Below are 24,679 nucleotides of genomic sequence, written 5' to 3'. Positions count from 1 at the left end.
TTTTACCTTCAGCCTCTGGAAGTGTTTATCTGTGGGTAAGTAATGTGCTGGCTACTATCAATCATTGCTGACTCAGTGAGGCGCGCGGGAACGACATCCGTCATGGACAGAATATGAAAGACTGTCACCCCATGAGCCAGAAGATAGTCGGTAACGATGCGCCTGTGGCAGCGCCACCAGAGCACCTCCGCACACATGATCGCAACAGTCGCCTGCTGTCCCGCCTCGATAAGCCGGACGAGACCCCGGTGAAAATCGTCTCCAAGCGCATAATCCGCATAATTATGAAAACTCTGGACCCGCCAGAATGCGTTGGTCTCCGCTGGCACCGTCTTCGACCGTGGTCGTCGTCCACCAAGCTCTGGAAAATGGCTATACCCGATCCCCTGTATCGCCAGCTCCGGCTGGAGACTGGCGCCATCATAGTCCCGATTACGCCGGGAATAGGGAAAAGCCCTCACATCCGCGATCAGTGTCACGCCATAATGGCGCAAAAGTGCAATAAAATCAGGTAGTGCAAGCGTGGAGTGCCCAATGGTGTAGAATGGATGGCACGAAGATGATCTTGCCTCTCCTGCGAGGTTCACATTGGATAAGGAGTTTTCCATGCCGTCACAAACTTTCCAGATCGGAGATATCGTATCCTGGAACTCGGAAGCAGGATACGTCAGTGGACGGATCAGAGCCATTCATACGGAGCCCTTTCTGGTCAACGGCTATCAGCATCACGCAACGTCAGAACACCCTCAATATGAAATAGAAAGCCTTAAAACCAGCCATATCGCCTTTCACAAAGGCACGGCCCTGACCCTTGTAGAGTAACTGGATCATCTCCTGCGATAGCATGGTGACTGCGCCACCACTGGTCGTAGTCGCTATCAGTGCAGTGGGAGAAATTGTTTTGGGACGAACTGCATAGTGAAAAACCAGGTGTGGAATTTACGGACAACGTGAAATGCGCGATAGGGATACTTCATCATCAGTATTCTGATGCAGCACTTGGCAACCGCTCGGGCGTCCGGGAATGTTTGTTCGGATGATTGTCGAGACGGCGGGAAAGTCGGCTGAACCACAAACTGCCATAATTGATGTGACCTAATCCGATGGCGCACCGCACGGCTTCAAATCCGCATAGACTGCGGAGAAAGAAGATCTGCTTTCCGGGATTTGATGGATAGAGCCTCAGAGTTTCTGGTCTGTTCAGACGCACTCCTCGATCTCGCTGATCTGCAATCGAACTGTCACCAGAACGCCTCTGGCCGTTCCTGGAATAGGCGAACTCACGGTCATGTCGGCATGCAGTTGCTGTGATATCTGCCGCGCGATCGCCATGCCGAGGCCGCTACCTTCGGCATCTGTCTTTCCTCTGACGAAAGGCTTTTCCATATTCTGCAATACGTCAGGTGCAAGCGGTTCGCAATCATTACAGATCAGGACTTTATGATCTTGCGTGATGATCACACTGACGGCTTGCGCGGATGAACCATGAAGAACAGCGTTTTCAAGAAGGTTGCGAAAAAGAATGCCTGTTGCATCCATATCGCCCCGGATCATGAGATGCGATGATCCCGAGAATTCAATCGACTGGTCTTTTTCCCGTTCAAGTTCTTCTGCCAGAAAGCGAATGACGGGCACCAGATCGAACATGCGCCCTGCCAGAGCGATCCCCGATGTTGCGCGTGAAAGCTGAAGCAGTTTTTCCATCATCCGGCCAATTCTGCGGGCCTGCTGCATGATGGTCGCTATCCGCTCTTCATAATCCGATCCCATGAGGAGTTTTCTGAGAACCTGAACCTGGGCAAGAAGCCCACCCACCGGATTACGCAGTTCATGCGCTGCATTGGCAGCAAAGGCGCGTTCGGTCGAAAGCGCCATTTTCAGACGTTCCAGCAGGAGGTTGACGGCGGAGTGAATGGACACAAGTTCTTCGGGAAGATCCAGTGGAGGAACAGGAGCCAGATTTGATCCGCCGCGGCTTCTGATTTCATACTGAAGGCTTGTCAGGGGACGCATGGCGTGACGGACGCGCCAGCGGACCAGCACCCAGATCGCCGGAAAGAAGAGCACCATAGGCAGCACTGAAATCAGAATAGCCCGCCTGACGGCTTCATTTCTGTGAAAAGTCGGCTCACCCACCAGAATGTAATGGCGACCGGATGCTGATGGCACAACATACACCCTGAATAACGGGATATTGTAAAATCCCGTTGCAAGGTGCGGAACAAACAGCGTTTCCGGAGCGTTCTGCGACCTGACCTCAAGGCGACCGTCCATTGTGGCAATTTGATAGGCCAGTGTCCGCCGGTTCACTCCGGGGAGCTGCGCGATCTGACCACCCGGAGTGGCGGAACCCGGACCACTCCTGTCCAACTCACTGATAACAAATTCCAGACGTTCGGCCACTTCCTGTAGCGAGTTGTCGAGGCGCTCCGTGACTTCGTAACGGGTAAAGGCCGCAACAAGAATACTGAGAAGCACCAGCGCACCCAGCACGATAACCAGTGTGCCGGACACGATACGGGATGCCAGGCTCCAACGCTTCATCGGGACGTATTCTCCGCGAGACAATAGCCTCTACCCCTGACTGTCATGATCAGACATGGTCCAGTTTTTTTCCTTATCCTGCTGATGAAAACTTCAATAGCATTACTTTCCACGTCGTCACTGAGGCCATACAGAGCATCTTCAATCTGCTCACGACTGCACACAGCGCCGGGACGACGCGCAAGAAGTTCGACAATGGCCCATTCACGCGCAGATAGATCAACTGTCTGGCCATCGCGTTCAAGCTGACGACGCGCGAGATCGATCCTGATAGTACCAATCATGACCACGTTGTCCGGCAGCGCCGCGTAACGCCTGGCAACAGCGTCGATACGGGCAACGAGTTCGTCGAGATCATAAGGTTTGACAATATAATCATCCGCACCTTCTGACAGTCCCGCGATCCTGTCACTGACCTGATCCTGGGCTGTGGTGATCAGGATGGCCAGAGATGAACAGTCCCGTCGGATTTCCCGCAGCAGATTCCGACCATTACCATCTGGAAGACCAAGATCCAGCAGCAGGAAATCATAAGAAGAGACCATCAGGGCTGCACGGGCATCGGTTAGGGTCTTGAACCAGTCGACGATATGTCCGGCCTGACGTATGCGGTCTCTTACCGCCGAGCCCAGGGCAGGCTCATCTTCAATAATCAGGATTTTCATGATGTACGGTTTTTCATGAGACGCGCATACAGTGAGGGCAGCACAAGAAGCGTGAGAAGTGTCGAGGAGATCAGGCCACCGATGACGACAGTGGCCAGAGGGCGCTCGACCTCTGCGCCGGCACTGGTTGAGACGGCCATGGGAATAAAACCCAGACTGGCGACCAGAGCCGTCGCCATGACCGGACGGAAACGCTCTTCCGCAGCTTCATACGCGGCGCGTGCAGCCTGCCGGCCTGCTAGACGCAGGGAATTTATGGCCGTGATGAGCACCACGCCGTTCAGCACAGCCACACCGAACAGGGCAATGAACCCGATCCCGGCGGACACACTGAATGGCAGGCCACGCAGAGCGAGAGCCAGAATACCACCTGTCGCAGCAACTGGCAGATTGACGAAAACAAGCCCTGCCAGCCAGACTGAATTCAGCGCAACAACAAGCAGGGCAAAAATCAACACCAACGCAATCGGCACGACAACTTCCAGCCGAGCCATGGCCGAGCGCAGATTCTGGAACTGGCCCGCCCACACGATGCGGTAACCGGGAGGCAGGATGACCTTTCTGCCGACGGCCTTCTGTGCTTCGGCGACAAAGGAACTGAGGTCACGCCCGCGCACATTGGCCTGCACGATAAGGCGGCGGCGGATATTATCCCGGCTGATACGGGGAGGACCGTCCTGCACCGTAACCTTTGCGATCTCTGAAAGCAGGACCGCGCCCCGTCCATCGGCGCGGCGTATCCTCAGACGGGCGATCTGGTCACGTGTGCCTGCCTGGGCAGGATCGAAACGGACCTGCGTGCTGATCAGGGCGTTACCGACTGTGACGGACCTTCCGATATGGCCGCCGACCGCTTCAACCACGTTCAGAAGCTCCTGCTGGGAAATACCCAGCCGCGCCGCCTTCCGACGATCAATATCGATATGGATGAAAGCAACGGTGCCGTCCCCCTGTGGAGCCACGTCAGCCGCGCCGGGAATGGTTTTCATGACGCTCGCTACCCTGTCCCCCAGACGCGCCAGCGTAGCGAGATCATCGCCATAGATCGAGACGGCAATCTGCGTTCTGACACCGGACAGGAGATCATCCATCCGCATCTGCACGGGCTGACTCCATGACTGCTGCATACCGGGCAGTTCAGTGCTCAGCACCTGACTCATCGCCGTAACAAGCCCCTCCTGTGTATGTGCCGTGGTCCACTGTGATGGCGGCTTCAGAAAGATGAAACTGTCTGTCTCGTTAACACCCATCGGATCAGTAGGGATGGCCGATGTTCCCGTATTGCTGACAACACTGATGACTTCGGGAAAGCGGCGCAGGATACGCTCCTGGAGGCCGACCTCCTTCAGGGCTTCAGGCAGCGAAATGCCTGGCAGTCGTGTCGTTGTTACCGTCAGGGCGCCCTCGTCGAGAGACGGAATGAACTCGCCACCCAGATGCAGGCCAACCCAGACAGAAAAAGCAAAAATCACGAAAGTCGCGCCAAACAGGGTCCGTGGCCGGGTTTCGCACCAGTTCAGCAGGGGACCATAACCACGACGAAGAAAGGCAACCAGACGGGTATCTTTATGGTGGCCGGAAGACTTCATCATCAAAGCCGCAATCACCGGTATCCCGACAACACAGTAGAGCAGTGAGGCCAGCAGGGCCATGATGACCGTCTGCGCCATGGGCCTGAACATCTTGCCCTCGATATCCTGCAATGTCAGGATCGGCAGATAGACCATCACAATGACAAGAATGCCGAAACTCACTGGCCGGAGCACTTCAGTCGCCGCTGAGACCGCGAGAGCCGCCAGCGGCGTATTCCGCCCGCTGGCCTGGTCACGATCACGATGCGTCATGAGATTTTCGACCACGACGAGGGAACTGTCGACGATCATACCGAAGTCGATGGCGCCGAGGCTGAGCAGATTGGCGGAAATCCCGAACCATCGCATGCCGGCCATGGCGTAGACGAGCGCAAACGGAATGACGGAGGCAATGACCAGTGACGCTCTCCAGTCACCGATAACCACGATGAGAACACTGATGACCAGGAGTGCTCCAACAACAAGATTTTCCTTCACGGTCCTGATGGTGCTGTCTGTCAGTGTCGAACGCACGTAATAAGGATCAAGCGTCACCCCTTTGGGGAGAGACTGACGAATGCCGGGAAGCGCCGCGTCGATGGCGGCCAGGGTGGTGTCGGAACTCGCTCCCATGCGCATCATGATGACGCCTATGACAATCTCGCCCTGGCCATCCCGCGTGACGGCGCCAAGGCGTGTTCTCGGTCCCATGGAAATGCGTCCGACATCCCGGAGGAAAATGGCGGAACCGTTGGCGTTGGTCCGGACGGGAATGGACCCAAAATCATCAAGCGAGCCAATCAGGCCGCGTCCGACAACGATCTGCTGTTCCTCTCCATGCTCAATCCATCCGCCTCCCGATGCAGAATTATTGCCGTCCACCGCCCGGAAGACATCATCAACTGACACACCGAGCGCCATCAGGCGGGCCTGATCGAGAGCGACCTGAAATGTCTGTTCGGCGCCACCGTTTACGTTAACGTCCACGACGCCCGGAACCAGTTTCAACTGCGGCGCGACGGTCCATGTCATAAGACGGTTCAGATCCATCAGCGAATAACCATCGCCTCTGATCTGCAACTGCATGATTTCACCGAGACCTGTGGCGAGCGGTCCGATATTCACGCTGACTCCGGGCACGGAGATTGTCTCTCTCGCCTGCTGGATACGTTCTTCCACACGGGCGCGATCGAGATTGATGTCCGTTTCATCCGCAAACTGGATATAGACGACCGAGACCCCCGAACGGGAGACTGACCGGAGATCGGTCATGTCCGGAATGCCCGCCATGCTGGCCTCGATCGGAAAGGTGATCAGCCGTTCGACTTCTTCCGTGGCGAGGCCCGGCGCAACGACGGAAACGAGCACCTGCCGGGGAGAGATATCAGGCACGGCTTCTACCGGAAGGCCCCGGACGATGAGACCGCCGGCAATGAAGGTAAGGCAGATCACCCCAAGAATCAGCCAGCGTCTGGTCTGCAGGGCGGAGAGCACGTTACGCATGACGCTCTCAGTCTCCGTCATTCATATCTGACACCAGCATCACCGCCTTCAGGGCGAATGCGCCCTGCGTTACGATCCGCTCGCCAACGGAGAGGCCAGAAGTAATGATTTTCTGTCCATTTCCCGTAGCACCGACATGCACTTCCTGTGGCCGGAACCGGTTTGGACCTGCCGGCACAAATACGGTGCTTACACCGTTGATTTCTGTGACAGCGCTCTCCGGCACAATGATGCCTGTCGCCTTTTCGCGTGTTGGGAGATGGGTATTGAGGAACATGCCGGGATGAAGATTGCCATCTGGATTGGGCACCGTGCTTATGACGCGAACGAGACCCGTGGCCGGATCAGCTATGTCACCTACCGAAGTTATTTTCGATCTCAGTAATGTCGTCCCTGCATCCGACGCGAGTTCCGTGATCTGCTCGTCGCCCTGGACCACCTGCGTGGCATCCTGAGGCAGGATGTCAGAAACAATCCATACCGAGGACATGTCTGTCAGACCTATCAGTTCCGTTGTCGGTGAAATATCGTCCGCAACACCAACGAACACGCTCTGCACTTCCGCTGCGGTCGGCGCAATGATCGACGATGTTTCATCCAGCGGGCCGGTCTGGGCTTTAACTGATTCCGTAACGGAGTTGTATTCTTCTTCGAGCTGATGCTTCAGAGTATCGACATCGGCCTGTCGAGCAATAACGTCGTCTTTCGCAGCCTGGAATGCGGCCAGGCGACGTCTGGTCTCTCCTGCTGCAACGGCTGCTCCTGCCAGTTCATGCCCCCGGTGATAGGCTGACGCCGCATTCTGAGAGGCCGCCTGTGCTGTCGTCAGCGCCGCCTGTGCTCTTGTCATTTCAAGACGGATCAGATGCAGTGAATGATCCTGATAGGTAAGAAGAGTTTCTCCCTTGTGCACATGCTGACCGGGCACCACAGCGACACTCAGAACTTTACCGGACCCCGCAGGATGAATACGAACGACATGCCCCGCTTCCGCTGTGACGGTTCCCATCGCGTCCAGATTTTTTACGAGCGCGCCACTCCTCGCGATCGAAATAACCAGAGCAGAATTCTTCTGCGCCGCTTCTCCCATTACGACAGTCGGCGCGCTGTCGGCAGCTCGTGCAGGGCAGTCAGCAATGCTAAAAACAATCGCGATATACAGTAAATATTTCCAGTTTTTTATAGGGACAGGTAAAGCGCTCACTGGAATTCTCCTGCGGCGATCAATGTCCGTACAATGGCGACGTGCCGGGCGATTTCCGTCTGATTGCGAAGTTGCAGGGCATTGTGGGCCGCGGATCTCGCCCGCAGCAGTTCAACCAGCGATGTCTCACCGGCTTGCCATGACCGGCTCACCTCAATTGCGCGACTGTTCATGCTCTCGGCGGAGAGAACAGAGTTTCTGAGCATGTCTTTCGTGGCCGTCAGATGAGAAAAAACCTGGGCCAGTTCCTGTCTGACATTGCGGCGGGCCGCCGCTGAGCGATAGTTTGTATTCAGTTCAGTCAGCCCTGAATCGACAGCCCGCGCCGTTTCAGCGGCGTGGACGAACGTAATATTTTCTGCTTCCACCTCTGAAATTTGATTGAAAGAAAATAACAGAAATGTAAAAATAAAAATGTCACAATATATATAGTAACATTCTCTATATATATTTTCTTCTTTTAATATGGTGTGCGAGTGTGGATAATAAATATCACGATAACGCATAAAACCATGCCGCCTGTACGTATCGTCACGCGAAAAGGGCTGTGACATGATCGATATCATACCAGACGAAGCTGACAGTTTCCTGAACGCGTCATGGAAGTGGATACAGCAGAGAATATAGGTGCCCTGTTGGAAATGCGATATGATGGCTTTTCAAGCCGGTTTATGCCTGATTCAAACTCAGGATATGAACGCCAGAACAACGAGGACGTATGGTCAGCATCCGGCGCAAGACGAAATGTTATCTCTATGCTCTGACCGATATGGAATGGGAGCGCATAGTCCCTCTGATGCCACCTGCTTCTGGTCAGGCTGACACCGGGCGATATTTCGGACGGTGCAGGAGAACAGATGATCCTGGATGCCATCCGCAAACGGCGTCCGTGAGTGAAAGCACCTGTTCGCAGAGGGTGCCTGTGAACGCCTGCAGTTGATGGACAAGGCCGCTTTTCTCGACTTCACGATCGAGATCATCCGGCGATCAGATACGGCAAAAGGATTTGAAATCCTGCCACGTCAGTGGGTCGTTGAACGGACATCCGGCTGGAGATCCGCATCGCCAGCCGCCCATATCGACTGGCGGTGAAGCCCGTTGATGTCTGTAATCGGGCAAGGCGACGTGGCACACATCGGGTCACAGGGGATTATGCGCAGAAAAATGAGGGAAATCCCTCAATATGCTATGATCAGCAGAAGCGCATCAGGAATATGGAAAGCAACCATTATGATTGATGGTATCTTCTCCGGGCAGAGAGCCCTTCTGGAAAAGGCTTGGAGTCCCGATATGGAATGAAACCAACTCTCTGCATCAATGGAAAAATAGCGAAAGGCCGGCCTTTTCGGGGGGATGTATGTGCTCCGTATAGCCGGATTAGCCTCAGATAATGAATTTCCAAAAGAGCTCTGAGCGCATTATCTGAATGAATGATCTGACCTGCGTGTAGTCGAGAAAAAGCGGATAAGATGCTGAGTATAAAAACAGAACGGCTTATTCTTCGTCGGTTTCGTGAAGCCGATAGCCCGGCTTTATATGCCTATTTGCATGATCCGCGATCCAGTTGTTTCTTTTCACTGAGACTTTCTGACGAAGCTTCTGCTTTAGCTGAAGCAAAGAAACGCAGTCATGACGACAAATATATTGCTGTCTGTCTCAAAGATAGCGACGAACTGATTGGTGATCTGTTTGCTATGCCAGAGGAAGACGCCATTTCGGTCGGGTGGAATTTCAACCCCCGTTTTTCCGGGAAAGGATATGCATTCGAGGCCGCGCATGCTCTGTTCGCCTACCTGTTCGACGACCGACATGCCCGTCGTCTCTATGCCTATGTCGAAGACACAAACCAGCCATCGCAGCGTCTCTGCCAAAAACTGGGCATGCGTCTGGAGGGAACATTCATGGAGTTCATCTCTTTCATGAAGAACGGGCAGGGTCAGCCAGTTTATGAAAACACCATGCAGTACGCGATCTTGGCGCGTGAATGGCGCGCTCTGAAAGGGTGAGTTCGAAACTCAAAACTTCATGGGTCCGTGATAGTGCCTGACGTCTGTCGTCATGTTTTCGATCGAAGTGCAATTGAACGACCGCTTACTGGCAATCGGGGAAAGCGTAAGCGGTCGAGGACGTATCTCAATGGGCTCACACTCTACGAATACGTTCGCACAATCTGGATTTCAGAACCATAACGATTCATCCTTAGTCCATCCCATTAAAACCCGAGACAAAACACTTCGGTCGAAGTGCCCGTACTGCCTCTTTTCTTGCTACGAGGATTTCGGTTCCGCTACATGCAGGGCAAAACGAACGGCGCCTGGTGTTTCCAGCCCGGTTTTCAGTTCCATTATAGGGATCTGATAGTCGCCGTCGTTCTGCTTCCGGTATGGGATCGGCGCGGTCGTCGCAAGCGTGCGCATACGCTCGCGAAGTTGTCCGGAAACGATCTCAAAGCGAGCTTCATCCAGCCGGTCCACCCTGTAAGCCACGAAAGGCGGCAGCACCGTGAAACCGGGATAGAACAGGATGCCATGATTGATGGGAAACAGCAGATCGTCGATCTGGCCATTGATCCCGCGCTCGGAGTAATGCTCCGGCCAGCCTCCGGCCGTCACGATGAGCATGGCGCGCTTGCCCGCCATCACGCCTTCGCCATAGCGATCACCCCAGCGGCTGTCGCTATGCTCGCCAACGCCATACGCAAAGCCGCAGGCATAGACGCGATCGATCCAGCCTTTGAGGATCGCGGGCATGGCGAACCACCAGAGCGGAAACTGGAGAATCACGGTATCGGCCCAGCGGAGTTTCTCCTGCTCGGCTTTTACGTCATCCGTCAGGCCGTTTGCTGCGAATTCACGGGAAGATGCAGAGCCTACTTTCAGGCGCTCGCCGGAAGGCAGATCCGGAAAGTCGCTGCGGTCGACGGCTGCTTTCCAGTGCATGGCATAGAGATCGGAGACTTTGACCTCGTGTCCCTGCGCCTGCAGTTCGGCGATGGCGGCATCAAGCAGGGCGCCATTGAGGGAGTGTCGTTCGGGATGCGCGAAGACAATCAGAACTTTCATGAGCGGGCCTTGTTATTGCGGACAATGATTCGTATCGGCCAAGACTAGGGGATAAGGTATTCTTCTCCCATATGGAGATAGCGGAAGGCACAGTGCCGAAAAATGGAACAATCCCTCATTTCGCTGGAACGAATGCGAACCTTCGTGCGCATTGCCGAACGCGGCAATCTGGCCGCCGTCGCGCGGGAAACCGGCGCAGGACAATCGACGGTTACGCGGCATCTGCGTGAACTCGAAGAGACCCTGGGTGTCTCGCTGCTGACGCGCACCACGCGCCGCGCCGCGTTAACAGATGAAGGGACGCGGTATTACGCGCATTGCGTGCAGATTCTTTCCCTCGTCGAGCAGGCTTCTCAGGAGATGCGCGACACACGGCAGGCGACGGCCGGGACGGTGCGTATTTCCTGCACCGGCGCGCTGGGTGTCCTGCATGTCAGCCGCCTTGTTTACGTCTTTCAGGATGAAAATCCGGGCATACGGGTCGAGTTCGGCCTGACGGACGAGCGGATCGACCTGGTGCGGGATGGCGTCGATATCGCCATCCGTCTTGGCCCCCTGAGTGATTGTGCGATGAAACTGCGTTCTCTCGGAGAGAGCCAGCGCGTGCTGGTTGCCTCCCCCGAGTGGCTTCGTCGCAACGGTCCGATAAGGCGGCCGGAGGATCTGCCGGCTCTTGAGGGCGTGCGGATGTCGCGTGTGCATGGATCGGAGCAACTGGTCCTTCGGAGTAAGAAGGGCAGAAATCATGTCATGCCATTTCATGGTCGGTTGATTGTCGATCATGGTCTGGCGGCGCGCGATGCGTTTCTGGCGGGTCGAGGTTACGGACCAGCCCATCGCTGGCTGGTGGAGGACTGCCTGCGGGATGGTCGTCTGGAACAGGTGCTGCCGGACTATACGCTGCCTCCCATGCCGCTGAGCATGCTGATCGCGCCGGAACGGACGAACCTGACCCGGGTCCGTCTCTGCGTGGACTTTCTTGCCGATGGACTCAGCCGGGTCGCCGGTATCAGCCGGTGATAGCCCCGAATGTGATGTGGCTTTCGGCCTGTTTGCGGATGAAGGCCAGCATGCGCCTGCGGATCAGTCCGCTGACGGGTCGGATGAGATACCAGTAGGGCGCAAAACGCCGCCATGTCGCGGGAGTAGGACAGAAGACGCTTGTCTCGGTCGTGAGACGGTGTGTCCCGCGTATCAGCGGCTGAAGCGTGTAGGACAGCACCATCTTGCAAACGTCCTGATTTGCGCAGGCCCGGAAATCCTCCACCGAGCGGCACGGCCGCAATCCGTAATCGACTTCCCAGAATGCACCGATCAGGCCGAAAGCGAGGGTACTGTCCCCATCACGCCCCAGAAAGGTAAACCTGTCCCGGTCGAAAGGTGGCCGAGTGGTTTGTCCCTGCATGCGTGCCGGGAGTTCGCGCAATCCTATGGCAACACGGAAGAGCAGATCGTTTTTCATTCGATAGTCCTCGGCGCAGTCAAGAATGAGCCCGGCGGGAGCAAGAATATCAATACTGTGCCGTTCTCGAAAATCGATGCGAGGAAGAAGCGTTTCGAGCCAGTTCGCGGGAAATGGCGTTACGGCGTTGTCATCCGTCATCTGTCTACGCCCGGCATCGGCACGAATCCCGGTAGCGCCCGGACACGATCGATCCAGTGTGTCAGAGCGCTGAAGGGAGTGACGTCGACCCCGCCTTCATGTGCCAGTGCGAGATAGGGAAATAGTGCGCAGTCCGCGATGGTCGGCCGGTTAAGCGCGAACCAGTCATGGGTGGTCAGATGCTGGTCCAGCAGGGGCAAAAGCCGCCGTGTGACGAGAAGCGCCTGCTCCATCGAATGATCGTAACCAAATTTCCGGATCAGGCGCGCCGTGTTCGGACCGTCACGCACCTCGCTTGCGGCGACGGAGAGCCATTGTACGATTTCGGCCTGGGCTGCGGAATCTTCCGGCCACCACGTCCTGTCCGTAAGCTGACCGCCCAGATAGACGAGGATCGCCTGGGAATCGCGCAGAACGGTTTCCCCGTCGACCAGAACAGGCACTTCCTGGAATGGATTCAGGGACGTGAACCATGCGGTGCGGTGTTCTCCATCTGCAAGGTTCATCGGCACGTTTTCAAGAGGAATTCGGGTCAGGGCCGCGAGGAGGCGCACCTTGTAGCAATTGCCGGAGAGTTCGAGATTGTAGAGTTTCATGGACACTTCTCCGTCATGCGTGATGACTGCGTCTGGTTTGTATAAATGGTCACGCAGGCACGCGCACGCCTCGTTACTGGGAGATACACGGGCAGATGGAAGGGCGGTATGCAGCTTGGCACGCGCCAGCGACAAGCTTCAAGTTCTCTGAACAGCGATTTGCGCTCTCCTGATGTTCCATTGCCGTCGCGTCTTCGCATGTTGCAGGATCGGTATTTTTGACGGGTCCTTGTAACTTATTGCTTCCTATGTAGTTAGCTCTCCGATCTGGAGAAAAGAGCCCTATGACGCATGCTTCTGTGGCTGGCCTGAAGACAGAGGGAGCGCAAGGCGCTCCGTCAGACCGCGCATTGTTCTCATTATGTGCCCTGAATTTTTTCATGGCTGACGTCCAGGCGGGGATTGGTCCTTTCCTGGGTGTGTTTCTCCAGCGTCATGGCTGGCAGACAGGACCGATCGGATCTGTCATGACGGCTGGTGGTATTGTCGGCATGCTGGTCACCATTCCTGCCGGCGCGCTCATCGACCAGACGACGAAAAAACACCTGTTTGTCATTGTCGCGGCGTTATGCACCATTTCAGCCTCGCTTCTGTTGCTGAGTTCACAATCAACCCTCGTTGTGACCATCAGCCAGCTTGCCACGGCGCTGGCCGGAGCGGGGATCGGTCCCCTGATGGCCGGAATGACGCTCGGGATTGTTCGCCAGAAGGGTTTCAACGCGCAGATCGGCCGCAATCAGGCCTGGAACCACGCTGGCAATATGGTGGGAGCCGGTTTGTCTGGCTGGCTCGGCTGGACGTTTGGCCTGTCTGCGATTTTCTTTCTTGAAGTCACATTCGGTCTGCTGGCTATCGCTGCCGTGCTCCTGATTCCAGAGAAATCCATCGACCATCAGGCAGCGCGAGGACTGGAAGACGGAAACAGCCATGATGCCGGGAAGGCGGAAGGGATAAGGTCGTTTCTTCGACACAAACCTCTCCTGATCCTCGCGGCCTGTCTGTGTTTCTTTCATCTCGGCAATGCTGCGATGCTGCCGCTTTACGGTATGGCTGTCGTCAGTGCGGGAAAAGGTAACCCCGCAATGTTTACGGCGATGACTGTGGTGGTGGCCCAGGCCGTGATGATCGGCGTCAGCCTTCTGGCCATGCGTTTCGTGGCGAGCCGTGGATACTGGATCGTGCTGCTGATTTCATTTGCCGCCCTGCCGCTCCGTGGCGTGATTGCAGGCACGTTCATCGAGCACTGGGGCGTGTGGCCCGTGCAGTTTCTGGACGGTATAGGCGCGGGACTTCAGAGCGTTGCCGTTCCGGGACTGGTGGCCCGGCTTCTTAACGGCACAGGACGGGTCAATGTGGGACAAGGCGTGGTCATGACGGCACAAGGTATCGGGGCAAGTCTCTCACCGGCGCTGGGAGGCTGGCTTGCCGAGGATCTCGGTTATTCGACCGCATTTTACACTCTAGGCTGTTTTGCAATCCTGTCGTTGGGACTGTGGATTTTCTCAGCGTCAGTCATGCGTTCCGCGGACCGTGCACCCGTATGATGTTCCATCATGAGGCGATCTGGACGATCGCAGCGCTGACAACGGCCGGAGTCATTATCCGGCCGTTTCGGGTTCCCGAGTGGGTATGGGCGGTGATCGGAGCAGGGCTTCTTGTCGTGACGGGTCTGATTCCCGTTTCCATGGCGGGAGCAGGGATCCTGAAAGGCGGAGATGTCTATCTCTTCCTGACGGGTATGATGCTTTTGAGTGAAACAGCGCAGGCGAACGGTCTGTTTGACTGGGTTGCCACATGGGCGGTCAATCATGCTGCGGGATCAACGACCAGACTGTTCACGCTTGTCTATCTGGCGGGTGTCGTGGTGACGACATTCATGTCCAATGATGCGACGGCAGTCGTGCTGACACCTGCGGTGCTTGCGGTTGCGACCAGAGCAAAAGCAGACCCTCTTCCCCTGCTGTTCGCCTGTGCGCTCATCGCCAATGCCGCCAGCTTTGTTCTGCCGGTTTCCAATCCGGCCAATCTGGTTCTTTACGATGGCGCTCTCCCGGCTCTGGGATCATGGATGGCATCCTTCGCGCTACCGTCGTTGATGGCAATCGTGACGACCTATCTGGTCCTCCGTCTGGTTGAGCGCAAACATCTCAGACAGGAGTGTGCATCTCAGGTTGAGCCGATGCGCCTGACTGTGGGCGGAAGAGCGGCCCTTGCCGGGATCGTGCTGACGGCAGTCCTGCTTGTCACGATTTCCGCTTTTGATCGCCCTCTTGGTCTGCCTACCGCGTTGGCCGGTATCGCAACGGCTCTTGGTGTATCTGTTTTATCCCGGCGCTCGCCATTGGTGTTGGTAAAAGAGATCTCATGGGGCGTCCTGCCTCTCGTGGCGGGATTGTTCGTTCTTGTGGAAGCTATCGACAGCACCGGGCTGATCGGGGCAATCGCACGGATGCTTCAGCGTGCGGCCCAGTCTGATCCCACGGCAGCGGCTCTCGGTTCCGGCTCCCTTCTGGCCTTTGTCTCAAACCTCATGAACAATCTGCCAGCAGGGCTGATCGCGAGCGAAGCAGTAGCGCAGGCCCATCCGCCACGCCTTATCGTCGATAATCTTCTGATCGGCGTGGATCTCGGGCCAAACCTGTCTGTTACCGGATCGCTGGCCACAATCCTGTGGCTTCAGGTGATCCGCCGGGGCGGCGAGGATGTCGGGTTCCTGCAATTTCTCAAGGTAGGTGCTGTCGCCATGCCTTTGGCGCTGTTTACAGCCCTCGGCGCGCGACTGCTTATGGGATGAGATTTGCATTCATGGTTCCATGGAAACAACGTTTTCAAGCACATGCTTGGCACATTAGCTGTTTAGTCCCGGGCTTTGATGGGTTGGGTTGATGATGAATCTTTCTGGCTCTGAAGTCCGGATCTTGCAGATGTATTCATAGGGCGTGAAAGCGGCAAGGGGACGCCCTATCGTCTGTTTGAGGGTATGATCGACCTCACCGACTCAGGACCGTCTGTCCCTCTGCTGTCCCTCTCAGGAGATGCAGGAGCAATCATGGCCGCAGATGAACTAGGACCGATCGACATTCAGGATTCCCTTTTTTTGGAATGAGTGATTCATAGAGCACCGTGTTGGAGCACGGAGCGTGGGATGGGGATCAAGCGTTACGAGTTGACCGAGGTGCAATGGCAGAGGATTGCGCCTTTGCTACCCGGCAAGGTCGGTGATGCAGGCCGTAGCGGGACGGATAACCGCATGTTCGTGAATGGCTGTCTTTGGGTTCTGCGCTCCGGCGCGCATTGGAAAGACCTGCCTGAGCGGTATGGCAAATGGAAGACGGTACATCGTCGGTTCAGCCGATGGTGCCATGCCGGGGTGTGGGAAAAGGTTTTCGAGACGCTGACGGCCGATCGGAACAATCAGTATCTGATGCTCGATTCAACCATCGTTCGCACCCATCAGCAGGCCGCGAGCGGAAAAGGGGGGCCAAAGATCAGGCGCTGGGGCGTTCTCGAGGTGGTCTGACGACCAAGATTCATATGCTGGCCGATGCGCTGGGCCGCCCGCTGTGCTTCGTGGTCACGGCTGGTCAGGTTGGCGACGTCACCCAGGCGCCGGCCCAGCTCGCGGGTCAGGAGGGGGCTGCCGTCATTGCCGACAAAGCCTATGACAGCAATGCGTTACGTACCCTCATCGCTCAGATGGGTGCAGAAGCCGTCATTCCTTGTAACCCGACCCGCAAGATTATCATCTCCCACGATGCCATCGCCTACAGGCTACGTAATCGTATCGAGCGGCGCTTCAACCGCCTCAAGCACTTCCGACGCTTCGCTACCAGATATGATCGACGCACCATCCATTTCCTCGGCTTCGTTCACCTCGCCTCAGCCATGATCTGGATGACCTGAATGTCGATCCGTCCTAGAGCATATCCATCGAAAACCAGTTCGGTGGATATGCTCTAGGTTATTGTTTTTACGAGCATCTTCACGTATTTGAATGCACGCATTCAAATACGTGAAGATGCTCTAACCGAACTGAGCCGATATCTCAATCAGGAAGACTGGCAGGACCGTTTCGGCGACGTGCTTGGCGATCACATCGGCCCCGTGCTGGAAGGCGGTGACATCACCTTCGAAGATCTGGCGGAGATGATCGGTCCTGACGTCGCCATGACGTTGCGGATCTGTGCTTTCGAGGATTTTCTCGGGCAGGACTGGGATGATGGCCGGAACTTCGGCGACGTTTACCTCAAGCGTCGGGGCTGGAAGGAAGGGTCGCGCAACAGTGCTTATATGCATGCCCTCAAGACATCGGTCATACCCGGCTCGATCTTCAACCGTTATCCGCGCAGTTTGGATGCGATACCGGCAACATGTCCACCCAGATACTTTGCACCATCCAGTTCGATGACGCTCGGCTGACGTGAACCATCCCCTGAAGCAATCGTGGTCGCGCCGTAGGGCGAACCGCCCGCCACCTCATCCACCGTCAACTGCCCCTGAAAGCTGTACGGGAGGCCTGTGATCACCATACCATGGTGAATCAGGTTGCTCAGAATGGAGTAGAGTGTGGTTTCCTGACCACCGTGCTGACTGGCTGTTGACGTAAACGCTGCGCCAACTTTCCCGAGCAGCGCGCCCTTTGCCCACAGACCGCCGGTCTGGTCCCAGAAATTCGCCATCTGGGACGGAAGACGACCGAAACGTGTCGGTGCGCCGACGATGATGGCGTCATAGTCTACCAGTTCCGCAGTGGTGGCGATGGGAGCGGCCTGCTCCAGCTTGAAATGGCTGTTCTTCGCCACCTCTTCAGGCACCAGTTCAGGCACCCGCTTTACAACGGCATCTGCTCCCGCAGCACGCACGCCTTCAGCCACTGCATGCGCCATGGTTTCGATATGGCCATAGGAGGAATAATAAAGAACGAGAACTTTGGTCATGGCGATCACCTGTCAGTAAGTCGGTCTCAGGCGACCCGACCGGCCTCTGATCCTTCCGACGCTTTCAGTCCTGCACCATATCCTGCCGTTCATTCACGACCAGAGAAAAACCGGAAGCGCAGCGTTTCCGGTTTTTCGCTTTTGTCTCGGAACGAGATCAAGGGCCTTCCGAGCGCCTTCATCAACAGTGAAAGTTTTTGGTGCAGCTTTTTTCAAAAAGCTTCGAGGCGGCGACTTCAAAAAAAAGCAGCAACCAAAAACTTCTTTATCCTTCGATTGAGTTATTGCGAGCTGCTTTTTACCCCAGCGTCATCAGGCTGGCGTTTCCGCCTGCCGCCGTCGTGTTGATGCTGCGGGACTGCTCCTCCAGCACGCTTTCAGAATGCGGGAGAGATGTCCCTGTCAGATAAGCCGGGACAATTGGCCCATTGCCCGCCGCCAGTGCCTCGCGTGCCTGACGGAAGACAGCATTATCCTCCTCGCCCAGCAGAACCGCGCACGGTTCAGCTGTTGCGCTTTCGACAAGACGGATAAAGGGTTTCAGCCTGAACGGCAGCGTCTCGATCCATCCCGTCAGGTCGGCAGGCGCGAGGATCAGCACCTCGTTGCCTCCCGAAAGAGCGAGTGAAATCTGGTCAAACAGTCCTTCCTGGGTCACGGGAATACACAGCACCGCGCCGCGCGCCGTCAGACGATACAGGTTCTGTTCACCGACCGGCCCCGGCAGGACGCGCTCTTCACCGAACAGCGAACGGCCTGAGCAGTCCCGGGAAACCGTCTGGGCCCGCACATCGCCACGGCCGCACAGCCAGTCCGTCCACATCGTCTTTTCCGATGTCACCTGACTGACGCCTGCTTTTTCAATGGCAGGAACTTCTGCCAGCAGGCGCCGCAGGATCAGCGGACCGCCTGCTTTCGGTCCCGTTCCTGACAGGCCACGTCCACCGAACGGCTGCACGCCGACCACCGCACCAATGGTATTGCGATTGACATAGAGATTTCCTGCATCAATCCGCGACAGCACATGCTTCACCGTGGAATCCAGACGCGTATGCAGTCCGAAGGTCAGACCATACCCGGTGCCATTGATGTCATTCAGCAGGTCATCAAGCCGATCACGCTGATAACGCACAACATGCAGAACAGGACCGAAAACTTCCGGACCGATCTCACGAAGACTGTGGACTTCGATCAGGGTTGGCGGAACAAAGCTGCCATTCGCACACTCGGCAGGCAGATTCAATGAGGTGACCGGAGCCTTACGCTTACGGAACATCTCAATGTGTTTCGTGATTCCTGATGCGGCTTCCTCGGTGATGACCGGCCCGACATCGCAGGACAGTTCCGCCGGATTCCCGATCCGCAGTTCGTCCATCGCGCCCCGCAGCATGGTCAGGACATGGTCGGCGCAGTCTTCCTGCACACAGAGGACACGCAAAGCCGAACAACGCTGACCAGCACTGTCAAAAGCGGACGCCAGCACATCGACCACCACCTGTTCCGCCAGAGCGGAGGAGTCGACGATCATCGCATTCTGACCGCCTGTTTCAGCAACAAACGGAACCGGCTGACCTGTGGCGGTCCGACGTCCTTCAAGCTGACGGTTGATAAGCTGCGCCACCATGGTCGAACCGGTGAACATCACGCCCATCACACGCTCGTCAGCAACAGCAGCCGCTCCGACATCTCCTTCACCCGGCAGGAGATGCAGCACATCCACAGGCACGCCTGCTTCGTGCATGATCTTCACGGCCTCGGCTGCTATCAGGGGCGTTTCTTCAGCCGGTTTCGCGAGCACCGCATTGCCCGCCGCAAGAGCCGCGGAGACCTGTCCCAGGAAGATCGCCAGAGGGAAGTTCCACGGGCTGATGCAGGTCACCACACCCAGCGGCCTGTGCGTATCGTTGCTGAAATCACGCTCGATAGTCGCACCATAATAGCGCAGGAAATCGACAGCCTCGCGCACTTCAGCCACCGAGTTCGGCAGGGATTTCCCTGCTTCCCGACCAAGAAGAGCCATGAGCGCGGGATGACGCTCTTCGAGAATATCAGCAGCTTTTGCAAGAATGGCCGCACGGTCGGCAGAGCTCCTGTTCGCCCAGTCCGTCTGACCTTTCACGGCGGCATCGACAGCCTGTGTCACCACTTCCGGCGTCGCCCAGACGATCGATCCGACAACATCACGGCGATCAGCCGGATTGGTCACATTCTGCTTCGCGCCCGTGGTGATCGTCCTGCCCGAGACAAACGGACCAGCGTCCAGCGTGCGGGGCGCGGCGCGGATGCCCGCATCCAGTTCGGACAGAACGTGCTCGTCGGCCAGATCGACACCCGCCGAGTTTGTCCGCTCTGGTGCAAACAGGTCAGCCGGCTTGCGAATTTCCGAATGAGGTGCGCCGTACGGCGTGTAGCGTCGAGCGACTTCAATCGGATCTTCAACCAGTCGGGTGACCGGAATGGCGCTGTCGCCGATCTGATTCACAAAGGATGAATTTGCGCCATTTTCCAGCAGGCGCCGCACAAGATAGGCCAGCAGGGTCTTGTGTGTGCCTACTGGTGCATAAATACGGGCCGGACGATTCAATTTGTCTGCGCCGACCACCTGACGGTAAAGCGGCTCACCCATACCGTGCAGACACTGAAACTCGTAGGAACCGACATGAAAGTCCGGACCGGCCAGTGTGTAGATGGTCGCCATTGTGCGGGCATTGTGCGAGGCGAACTGGGGGAAGATAGCATCGCGGGCGTCAAGCAGCTTGCGGGCGCAGGCAATGTAGCTGATGTCGGTGTGGCACTTGCGGGTATAGACCGGAAAGTCGCTCAGCCCTTCAACCTGCGCTTTCTTGATCTCGCTGTCCCAGTAAGCGCCCTTTACCAGACGCACCATGATGCGGTGATTCGTCCGGCGTGCAAGGTCAATGATGAAGTCGAGAGCGTAAGGCGCACGTTTTCCGTAAGCCTGCACCACAAACCCTATCCCGTTCCAGCCTTCCAGCCCCGGCGTGGCGCAGAGCGCTTCCAGAATATCGAGTGACAGATCGAGGCGTTCGGTTTCCTCGGCGTCGATATTGATCCCGATGTCATAACGCCGGGCGCGCAGAACAAGATCCTGCACGATTGGCAGAAGTTCGTTCATCACCCGGTCGCGCTGGGCACGGGAATAACGGGGATGCAGCGCCGACAGCTTGATGGAGATACCGGGGCGTTCGTAAACATTCGCACCACTGGCGCTGCCCCCGATCACGTCGATCGCCTTGATGTAATCCTGCCGGTAACGCTCGGCATCAGCGGCGGTGTAGGCAGCCTCACCCAGCATGTCGTAGGAATAGCTGAACCCCAGATCTTCCAGCTTCTGGCTGTTCCTGCGAGCCTGCTCGATGGTCTGTCCCAGCACGAACTGCTCGCCCATCAGACGCATGGCGGCATCAACGGCCTTGCGGACCACCGGCATCGAACTGCGCTCGACAAAACCCATGAGTGCGCCGGACAGGCGTTTCTCGTCATGCTCGCCCATGAGCCGGCCAGTCAGCGCCAGCCCCCACGCCGCTGCATTGGCGAACATCGGCTTGCCGCGCGCCACATGGGAGAGCCAGTCGCTCTCCCCGATCTTGTCCTGAATCAACGCATCGCGTGTCGCCGTATCAGGAATACGCAGCAAAGCCTCGGCGAGACACATCAGCGCCACACCTTCCACCGTGGACAGGGAGAATTCCTGCACCAGTGTTTCGACCAGTCCCGGATTCCGGCGGGCGCGCAGGGTCTCCGTGAGACGGGACGCGATGCCGGTCGCGGCGGCGTTCTGTTCATCCGTCAGAGTCGCAGCGGGTGTCAGAGCCTCGACACATATCGCTTCAGGCTGGCGAAAGGCATTGATAATGGCCTTTCTCAGCGGCGGCAGAGACGGAAAATCTGAAACAGGTGCTGAATCAGAAGAGCGCGTTATTGGCATGGGACCGACATTCCAAAAGGCCGGCCAGAATGTCAGCCTGCGTGTGATGCTGACTCATCTGGTTGCGGTATCACAATGATAATTTCTCCCATGTCATAGAAATATAATAACTGCAATATATTATATTATCATTATGCTCCGCACCTGGATGGTCTCCTCCGACCTCCCGGATTGAGACCTGACCAAACATTACGATTGTGGTATGATAGCTTTCTCCTCACACAATTCCCCATGACCGGAATCCCGTCGAAATGCTGCCGACCCGACTTTTTGCCAGTGTAGAAACCATCGCGCATGGCACCGCAGCTGAAACGATCTGCATCGCCCTGCGAAACGCCATTCTTGCGGATATCATCCAGACAGGTCAGGCGCTTCCGCAATCGGAACTCGCCAATGGCTTTGGCGTCAGCATCATTCCCGTCCGCGAAGCGCTCAAGCGACTGGAAGCTGAAGGATTCGTCACCTGCCTCCCCAATCGCGGAGCGGTGGTCATTGGTCTCGATGAGGAAGACATCATCGAATATTCCCGCATCCGCGCCCTGCTGGAAGAACAGGCCGCGCTGGAGGGTGTACGCAACATGACGCGCGTGGACCTCGCCCATGTCGAAGATGCCTATGAAGCGTTTGTGCAGGATGGTGTGGCCCATTCCGGCAGCCTGAACAGGGCGTTCCATAACGCCATTTACGCCGCCGCGAGACGCCCGCGCCTGCTGGAGATGATCGAAGACCTTCACATCAAGCTTGATCGCTATATTCGCGGTCATCTGGTGATCGAAGGCCGCAAGGCCATCACGGACCGTGAGCACAAGGCCATTCTCGACGCCTGCCGCGCCCGTGACGCGGAACTGTGCGCCCGGTTGACCCGGGAACACATTCTGGAAGCCGCCACCATTTCAGTGGATGTTTTCCGCAGGCAGGTCGCCGAGGAAGCCACAGTCAAATAACTACGGTTTTACGGGGCTTTGCCCCAGATCTCACAAAGGGATGCGATCCTTTTGATCCCGTTTGTTTCGAAGGCTTGGGAGAAAAGGGCAGAGTGACGCTCCGCCCGGCATAAAATCACGCCTTCCCAACAATCCTGATCAGATCGTCCACGATCCCCGGATTGGCCAGTGTCGAGAGATCGCCAAACCCTTGCGTCTCGCCATAGGCAATCTTGCGCATGAGCCTCCGGACATTCTTGCCGGAGCGTGTCTTTGGCAGATCCGGCACGACATAGACTGCCTCCGGCACGGCATAACGCCCCACCTTGCTGGCAATCGTCCTGACGACCTGATCCTTCAGCCCTGACGTCTGTTCTTCGCTCAGTCCTTCATGAGGCACGATATAGACCACAAGGCCCTGCCCCTTGATGTCGTGAGGAACACCCACTGCCGAGCTTTCGGAAATATCGTGAATTTCCGAAATGGCGTCTTCGATTTCCGCCGAACCGATACGATGGCCGGACACGTTGATCACGTCATCCACGCGGCCCGTAATCCAGTAATACCCATCCGCGTCACGGCGGGCGCCATCACCCGTAAAATAATGGCCGGGATAGGGTCTGAGATAGGTCGTCTGGAACAGGGTATCATCATTCCAGATGGTCAGGGCGCGCCCCGGCCATGAACCATCAATGCACAGGATGCCTTCAACAGCCCCCTCCAGCGGCGTTCCCTTTTCATCCAGCAGCACAGGGTTGACCCCGGGCAGCGGGAGTGTGGCTGAAGCAGGACGGGGCTCGACGGCGTACGGCACCAGCGAAATCATCGCGCCACCGGTTTCCGTCTGCCACCAGGTGTCAACCAGTTCGCACCGACCTGCGCCGATCACATCATGGAACCATGTCCAGGCCTCGTGATTGATGGGCTCGCCGACAGACCCCAGCACCCGAAGGCTCGACAGATCATAAGCGGCAGGGATGTCGTTCCCTTCGCTCATCAATGCCCGGATGGCAGTTGGCGAGGTGTAGAACGTCGTAACACCGTGTTTCTGGATGACATCCCACCAGCGACCCGGCGTGGGGTGGGACGGCATACCCTCGAACACCAGCAGGGTCGCCCCGTTGGCGAGCGGCCCATAGGACACATAGGTATGTCCCGTGATCCAGCCAATATCGGCTGTGCACCAGAACACGTCGCCCTGCTGGTGATTGAAAATGAGTTCATGGGTATAGGACGCCCATGTGAGATAGCCACCCGTGCCGTGAACAATGCCTTTGGGCTTGCCGGTGCTGCCGGACGTGTAAAGCAGAAACAGCGGGTCGGTCGCGTTCATCGCTTCCGGCTCACAGGTCGTTGAAGCCGTTTCCAGCAGAGGCGTCAGCAGCGCATCACGCCCTTCTGTCAATGGCACCGCGTCATCCGTCACCTCGACCACCAGCACACGCCGGACCGTTGAAGTCTCGCCACGCAAGGCGATGGCCGCGTCCATCGTGGTCTTGAACGGAATCCGTTTCGCACCACGCCGCCCGACATTGGCTGTAATCACGACAACGGCCCCACTGTCAGCCAGACGGTCGGCAATGGCTTCAGCCGAAAAGCCGCCGAACAGGACGATATGCATCGCGCCGATCCGGGCGCAGGCCTGCATGGCGATGATGCCCTCCACCACGGCAGGCAGATGGATCGCCACGCGATCCCCGCGCTTTACGCCACTCTCCCGCAGAATATTGGCCAGAGCACAGACGCGGGCATGGAGTTCCCGATAGGTCAGGCGCAGGACATTGCTGTCCTCCTCACCCTGCCAGATGATCGCCGTCTGATCACCGCGTGCGGTCAGATGACGATCGAGACAGTTCACGCTGGCATTGAGCCTGCCGTCAGCAAACCATCCCTCGCCCGTATCGACAGCAACTATCGGCAGAGCGGACCACTCCAGGCGACGGCTTTCTCTAAGCCAGAAAGCTTCCGGATCGTTGCGGGCGCTTTCAACCAAACGCTTGTAAGATTCGGGGGTCAAACGAGGCGTGGACAACATGGAACAGTCTTCTTCTTTTTTGAGGGGCCTGAATGCAGCAAAGAAACCACCACTGAAATAAGAGTGGCCGGTTACCCTCTTCTCAAC

Annotated in this window: 19 protein-coding genes and 2 pseudogenes; 9 read left to right on the top strand and 12 right to left on the bottom strand. The window is 56.9% G+C overall.

What is annotated here, in order from left to right; translation table 11 throughout:
- Positions 1 to 8 precede the first annotated feature (8 nt).
- Positions 9 to 608 carry a DUF488 domain-containing protein gene (locus A0U92_RS03145; protein ID WP_077811963.1) on the bottom strand — a complete coding sequence of 200 codons (600 nt, stop codon included), beginning with the start codon at positions 606 to 608 and terminating at the stop codon, positions 9 to 11.
- Between A0U92_RS03145 and A0U92_RS03140 the strand changes: the two genes are divergently transcribed.
- The gene (locus tag A0U92_RS03140; protein ID WP_077811962.1) at positions 607 to 822 is read left to right on the top strand and encodes a hypervirulence associated TUDOR domain-containing protein; all 216 of its coding nucleotides are present in this window, start codon (positions 607 to 609) and stop codon (positions 820 to 822) included. The two genes, A0U92_RS03145 and A0U92_RS03140, sit on opposite strands and share 2 nt — an antisense overlap.
- 378 nt (positions 823 to 1,200) lie before the next feature.
- On the opposite strand, the gene A0U92_RS03135 is transcribed toward A0U92_RS03140, so the two are convergent.
- From A0U92_RS03135 to A0U92_RS17645, 5 genes are read right to left on the bottom strand one after another with little or no spacing between them, the layout of a single operon-like run.
- On the bottom strand, positions 1,201 to 2,544 hold the full coding sequence (locus A0U92_RS03135) for a sensor histidine kinase (protein ID WP_077811961.1): 1,344 nt from the start codon (positions 2,542 to 2,544) through the stop codon (positions 1,201 to 1,203).
- Positions 2,541 to 3,209 (bottom strand): response regulator transcription factor, encoded by a 669-nt coding sequence (locus A0U92_RS03130; protein ID WP_077811960.1) that lies wholly within the window; start codon positions 3,207 to 3,209, stop codon positions 2,541 to 2,543. Before A0U92_RS03130 ends, A0U92_RS03135 begins: the two co-directional genes overlap by 4 nt.
- Positions 3,206 to 6,304: an efflux RND transporter permease subunit gene (locus A0U92_RS03125; RefSeq protein ID WP_236748248.1), complete on the bottom strand. Its 3,099-nt coding sequence runs from the start codon at positions 6,302 to 6,304 to the stop codon at positions 3,206 to 3,208. Before A0U92_RS03125 ends, A0U92_RS03130 begins: the two co-directional genes overlap by 4 nt.
- The gene (locus A0U92_RS03120; protein ID WP_236748247.1) at positions 6,291 to 7,487 is read right to left on the bottom strand and encodes an efflux RND transporter periplasmic adaptor subunit; all 1,197 of its coding nucleotides are present in this window, start codon (positions 7,485 to 7,487) and stop codon (positions 6,291 to 6,293) included. The genes A0U92_RS03125 and A0U92_RS03120 overlap by 14 nt, the downstream gene beginning before the upstream one ends.
- Positions 7,484 to 7,993: a TolC family protein gene (locus A0U92_RS17645; RefSeq protein ID WP_222927845.1), complete on the bottom strand. Its 510-nt coding sequence runs from the start codon at positions 7,991 to 7,993 to the stop codon at positions 7,484 to 7,486. The genes A0U92_RS03120 and A0U92_RS17645 overlap by 4 nt, the downstream gene beginning before the upstream one ends.
- A gap of 297 nt (positions 7,994 to 8,290) precedes the next feature.
- On the opposite strand from A0U92_RS17645, the pseudogene A0U92_RS03110 reads away from it, so the two are divergent.
- Together A0U92_RS03110 and A0U92_RS03100 are read left to right on the top strand one after the other, a co-directional pair.
- Positions 8,291 to 8,540: pseudogene (locus tag A0U92_RS03110) on the top strand (transposase); the annotation flags it as partial.
- 416 nt (positions 8,541 to 8,956) lie between these two features.
- Positions 8,957 to 9,493, top strand: coding sequence for a GNAT family N-acetyltransferase (locus A0U92_RS03100; RefSeq protein ID WP_077811955.1), 537 nt, complete (start codon positions 8,957 to 8,959; stop codon positions 9,491 to 9,493).
- Positions 9,494 to 9,754: 261 nt separating this feature from the next.
- On the opposite strand, the gene A0U92_RS03095 is transcribed toward A0U92_RS03100, so the two are convergent.
- A complete protein-coding gene (locus A0U92_RS03095; RefSeq protein WP_077811954.1) occupies positions 9,755 to 10,549 on the bottom strand; it encodes an NAD(P)H-dependent oxidoreductase in 795 nt (264 codons plus the stop codon).
- A 102-nt stretch (positions 10,550 to 10,651) separates the two neighbouring features.
- Here A0U92_RS03095 and A0U92_RS03090 point away from each other — a divergent pair, with 102 nt between their 5' ends.
- The gene (locus tag A0U92_RS03090; protein WP_077811953.1) at positions 10,652 to 11,569 is read left to right on the top strand and encodes a LysR family transcriptional regulator; all 918 of its coding nucleotides are present in this window, start codon (positions 10,652 to 10,654) and stop codon (positions 11,567 to 11,569) included.
- On the opposite strand, the gene A0U92_RS03085 is transcribed toward A0U92_RS03090, so the two are convergent.
- On the bottom strand, positions 11,559 to 12,152 hold the full coding sequence (locus A0U92_RS03085) for a hypothetical protein (protein ID WP_077811952.1): 594 nt from the start codon (positions 12,150 to 12,152) through the stop codon (positions 11,559 to 11,561). The genes A0U92_RS03090 and A0U92_RS03085 overlap by 11 nt on opposite strands.
- Positions 12,149 to 12,748 (bottom strand): glutathione S-transferase family protein, encoded by a 600-nt coding sequence (locus tag A0U92_RS03080; RefSeq protein ID WP_077814218.1) that lies wholly within the window; start codon positions 12,746 to 12,748, stop codon positions 12,149 to 12,151. The genes A0U92_RS03085 and A0U92_RS03080 overlap by 4 nt, the downstream gene beginning before the upstream one ends.
- 284 nt (positions 12,749 to 13,032) lie before the next feature.
- Between A0U92_RS03080 and A0U92_RS03075 the strand changes: the two genes are divergently transcribed.
- The 4 genes and pseudogenes from A0U92_RS03075 to A0U92_RS18490 all read left to right on the top strand — a co-directional run.
- Positions 13,033 to 14,292, top strand: coding sequence for an MFS transporter (locus tag A0U92_RS03075; protein WP_077811951.1), 1,260 nt, complete (start codon positions 13,033 to 13,035; stop codon positions 14,290 to 14,292).
- A complete protein-coding gene (locus tag A0U92_RS03070) occupies positions 14,289 to 15,542 on the top strand; it encodes an arsenic transporter (RefSeq protein WP_077811950.1) in 1,254 nt (417 codons plus the stop codon). Before A0U92_RS03075 ends, A0U92_RS03070 begins: the two co-directional genes overlap by 4 nt.
- 357 nt (positions 15,543 to 15,899) lie before the next feature.
- A protein-coding gene (locus tag A0U92_RS03065; RefSeq protein WP_149026522.1) for an IS5 family transposase occupies positions 15,900 to 16,651 on the top strand; the annotation gives its coding sequence in 2 pieces (ribosomal slippage) (positions 15,900 to 16,236 and positions 16,236 to 16,651; 753 coding nt in all).
- A gap of 105 nt (positions 16,652 to 16,756) precedes the next feature.
- Positions 16,757 to 17,065: pseudogene (locus tag A0U92_RS18490) on the top strand (hypothetical protein); the annotation flags it as partial.
- A 20-nt stretch (positions 17,066 to 17,085) separates the two neighbouring features.
- On the opposite strand, the gene wrbA reads toward A0U92_RS18490, so the two are convergent.
- Positions 17,086 to 17,685: an NAD(P)H:quinone oxidoreductase gene (wrbA, locus tag A0U92_RS03055; protein ID WP_077811949.1), complete on the bottom strand. Its 600-nt coding sequence runs from the start codon at positions 17,683 to 17,685 to the stop codon at positions 17,086 to 17,088.
- 298 nt (positions 17,686 to 17,983) lie between these two features.
- A complete protein-coding gene (gene putA, locus A0U92_RS03050; protein WP_077811948.1) occupies positions 17,984 to 21,634 on the bottom strand; it encodes a bifunctional proline dehydrogenase/L-glutamate gamma-semialdehyde dehydrogenase PutA in 3,651 nt (1,216 codons plus the stop codon).
- A 251-nt stretch (positions 21,635 to 21,885) separates the two neighbouring features.
- Between putA and A0U92_RS03045 the strand changes: the two genes are divergently transcribed.
- Positions 21,886 to 22,578 carry a GntR family transcriptional regulator gene (locus A0U92_RS03045; protein WP_077811947.1) on the top strand — a complete coding sequence of 231 codons (693 nt, stop codon included), beginning with the start codon at positions 21,886 to 21,888 and terminating at the stop codon, positions 22,576 to 22,578.
- Positions 22,579 to 22,693: 115 nt separating this feature from the next.
- Here A0U92_RS03045 and acs read toward each other — a convergent pair whose 3' ends face one another.
- Positions 22,694 to 24,592: an acetate--CoA ligase gene (acs, locus tag A0U92_RS03040; RefSeq protein WP_077811946.1), complete on the bottom strand. Its 1,899-nt coding sequence runs from the start codon at positions 24,590 to 24,592 to the stop codon at positions 22,694 to 22,696.
- Positions 24,593 to 24,679: the final 87 nt, after the last annotated feature.

Source organism: Acetobacter aceti (assembly GCF_002005445.1).
In the GTDB taxonomy this organism is placed as follows: Bacteria; Pseudomonadota; Alphaproteobacteria; order Acetobacterales; family Acetobacteraceae; genus Acetobacter; species Acetobacter aceti_B.
The sequence above is the reverse complement of the archived record's forward strand: the minus strand, read 5'-3'. Positions and strand labels throughout refer to the sequence as shown.

What these genes read in the sequence shown, in the direction of transcription:
- A0U92_RS03140 (WP_077811962.1), top strand. Translation starts at nt 607, where the DNA reads ATGCCGTCACAAACTTTCCAGATCGGAGATATCGTATCCTGGAACTCG.
- A0U92_RS03145 (WP_077811963.1), bottom strand. Translation starts at nt 608, where the DNA reads ATGGAAAACTCCTTATCCAATGTGAACCTCGCAGGAGAGGCAAGATCA.
- A0U92_RS03135 (WP_077811961.1), bottom strand. Translation starts at nt 2,544, where the DNA reads ATGAAGCGTTGGAGCCTGGCATCCCGTATCGTGTCCGGCACACTGGTT.
- A0U92_RS03130 (WP_077811960.1), bottom strand. Translation starts at nt 3,209, where the DNA reads ATGAAAATCCTGATTATTGAAGATGAGCCTGCCCTGGGCTCGGCGGTA.
- A0U92_RS03125 (WP_236748248.1), bottom strand. Translation starts at nt 6,304, where the DNA reads ATGACGGAGACTGAGAGCGTCATGCGTAACGTGCTCTCCGCCCTGCAG.
- A0U92_RS17645 (WP_222927845.1), bottom strand. Translation starts at nt 7,993, where the DNA reads ATGCGTTATCGTGATATTTATTATCCACACTCGCACACCATATTAAAA.
- A0U92_RS03100 (WP_077811955.1), top strand. Translation starts at nt 8,957, where the DNA reads ATGCTGAGTATAAAAACAGAACGGCTTATTCTTCGTCGGTTTCGTGAA.
- A0U92_RS03095 (WP_077811954.1), bottom strand. Translation starts at nt 10,549, where the DNA reads ATGAAAGTTCTGATTGTCTTCGCGCATCCCGAACGACACTCCCTCAAT.
- A0U92_RS03090 (WP_077811953.1), top strand. Translation starts at nt 10,652, where the DNA reads ATGGAACAATCCCTCATTTCGCTGGAACGAATGCGAACCTTCGTGCGC.
- A0U92_RS03085 (WP_077811952.1), bottom strand. Translation starts at nt 12,152, where the DNA reads ATGACGGATGACAACGCCGTAACGCCATTTCCCGCGAACTGGCTCGAA.
- A0U92_RS03080 (WP_077814218.1), bottom strand. Translation starts at nt 12,748, where the DNA reads ATGAAACTCTACAATCTCGAACTCTCCGGCAATTGCTACAAGGTGCGC.
- A0U92_RS03075 (WP_077811951.1), top strand. Translation starts at nt 13,033, where the DNA reads ATGACGCATGCTTCTGTGGCTGGCCTGAAGACAGAGGGAGCGCAAGGC.
- A0U92_RS03070 (WP_077811950.1), top strand. Translation starts at nt 14,289, where the DNA reads ATGATGTTCCATCATGAGGCGATCTGGACGATCGCAGCGCTGACAACG.
- wrbA (WP_077811949.1), bottom strand. Translation starts at nt 17,685, where the DNA reads ATGACCAAAGTTCTCGTTCTTTATTATTCCTCCTATGGCCATATCGAA.
- putA (WP_077811948.1), bottom strand. Translation starts at nt 21,634, where the DNA reads ATGCCAATAACGCGCTCTTCTGATTCAGCACCTGTTTCAGATTTTCCG.
- A0U92_RS03045 (WP_077811947.1), top strand. Translation starts at nt 21,886, where the DNA reads ATGCTGCCGACCCGACTTTTTGCCAGTGTAGAAACCATCGCGCATGGC.
- acs (WP_077811946.1), bottom strand. Translation starts at nt 24,592, where the DNA reads ATGTTGTCCACGCCTCGTTTGACCCCCGAATCTTACAAGCGTTTGGTT.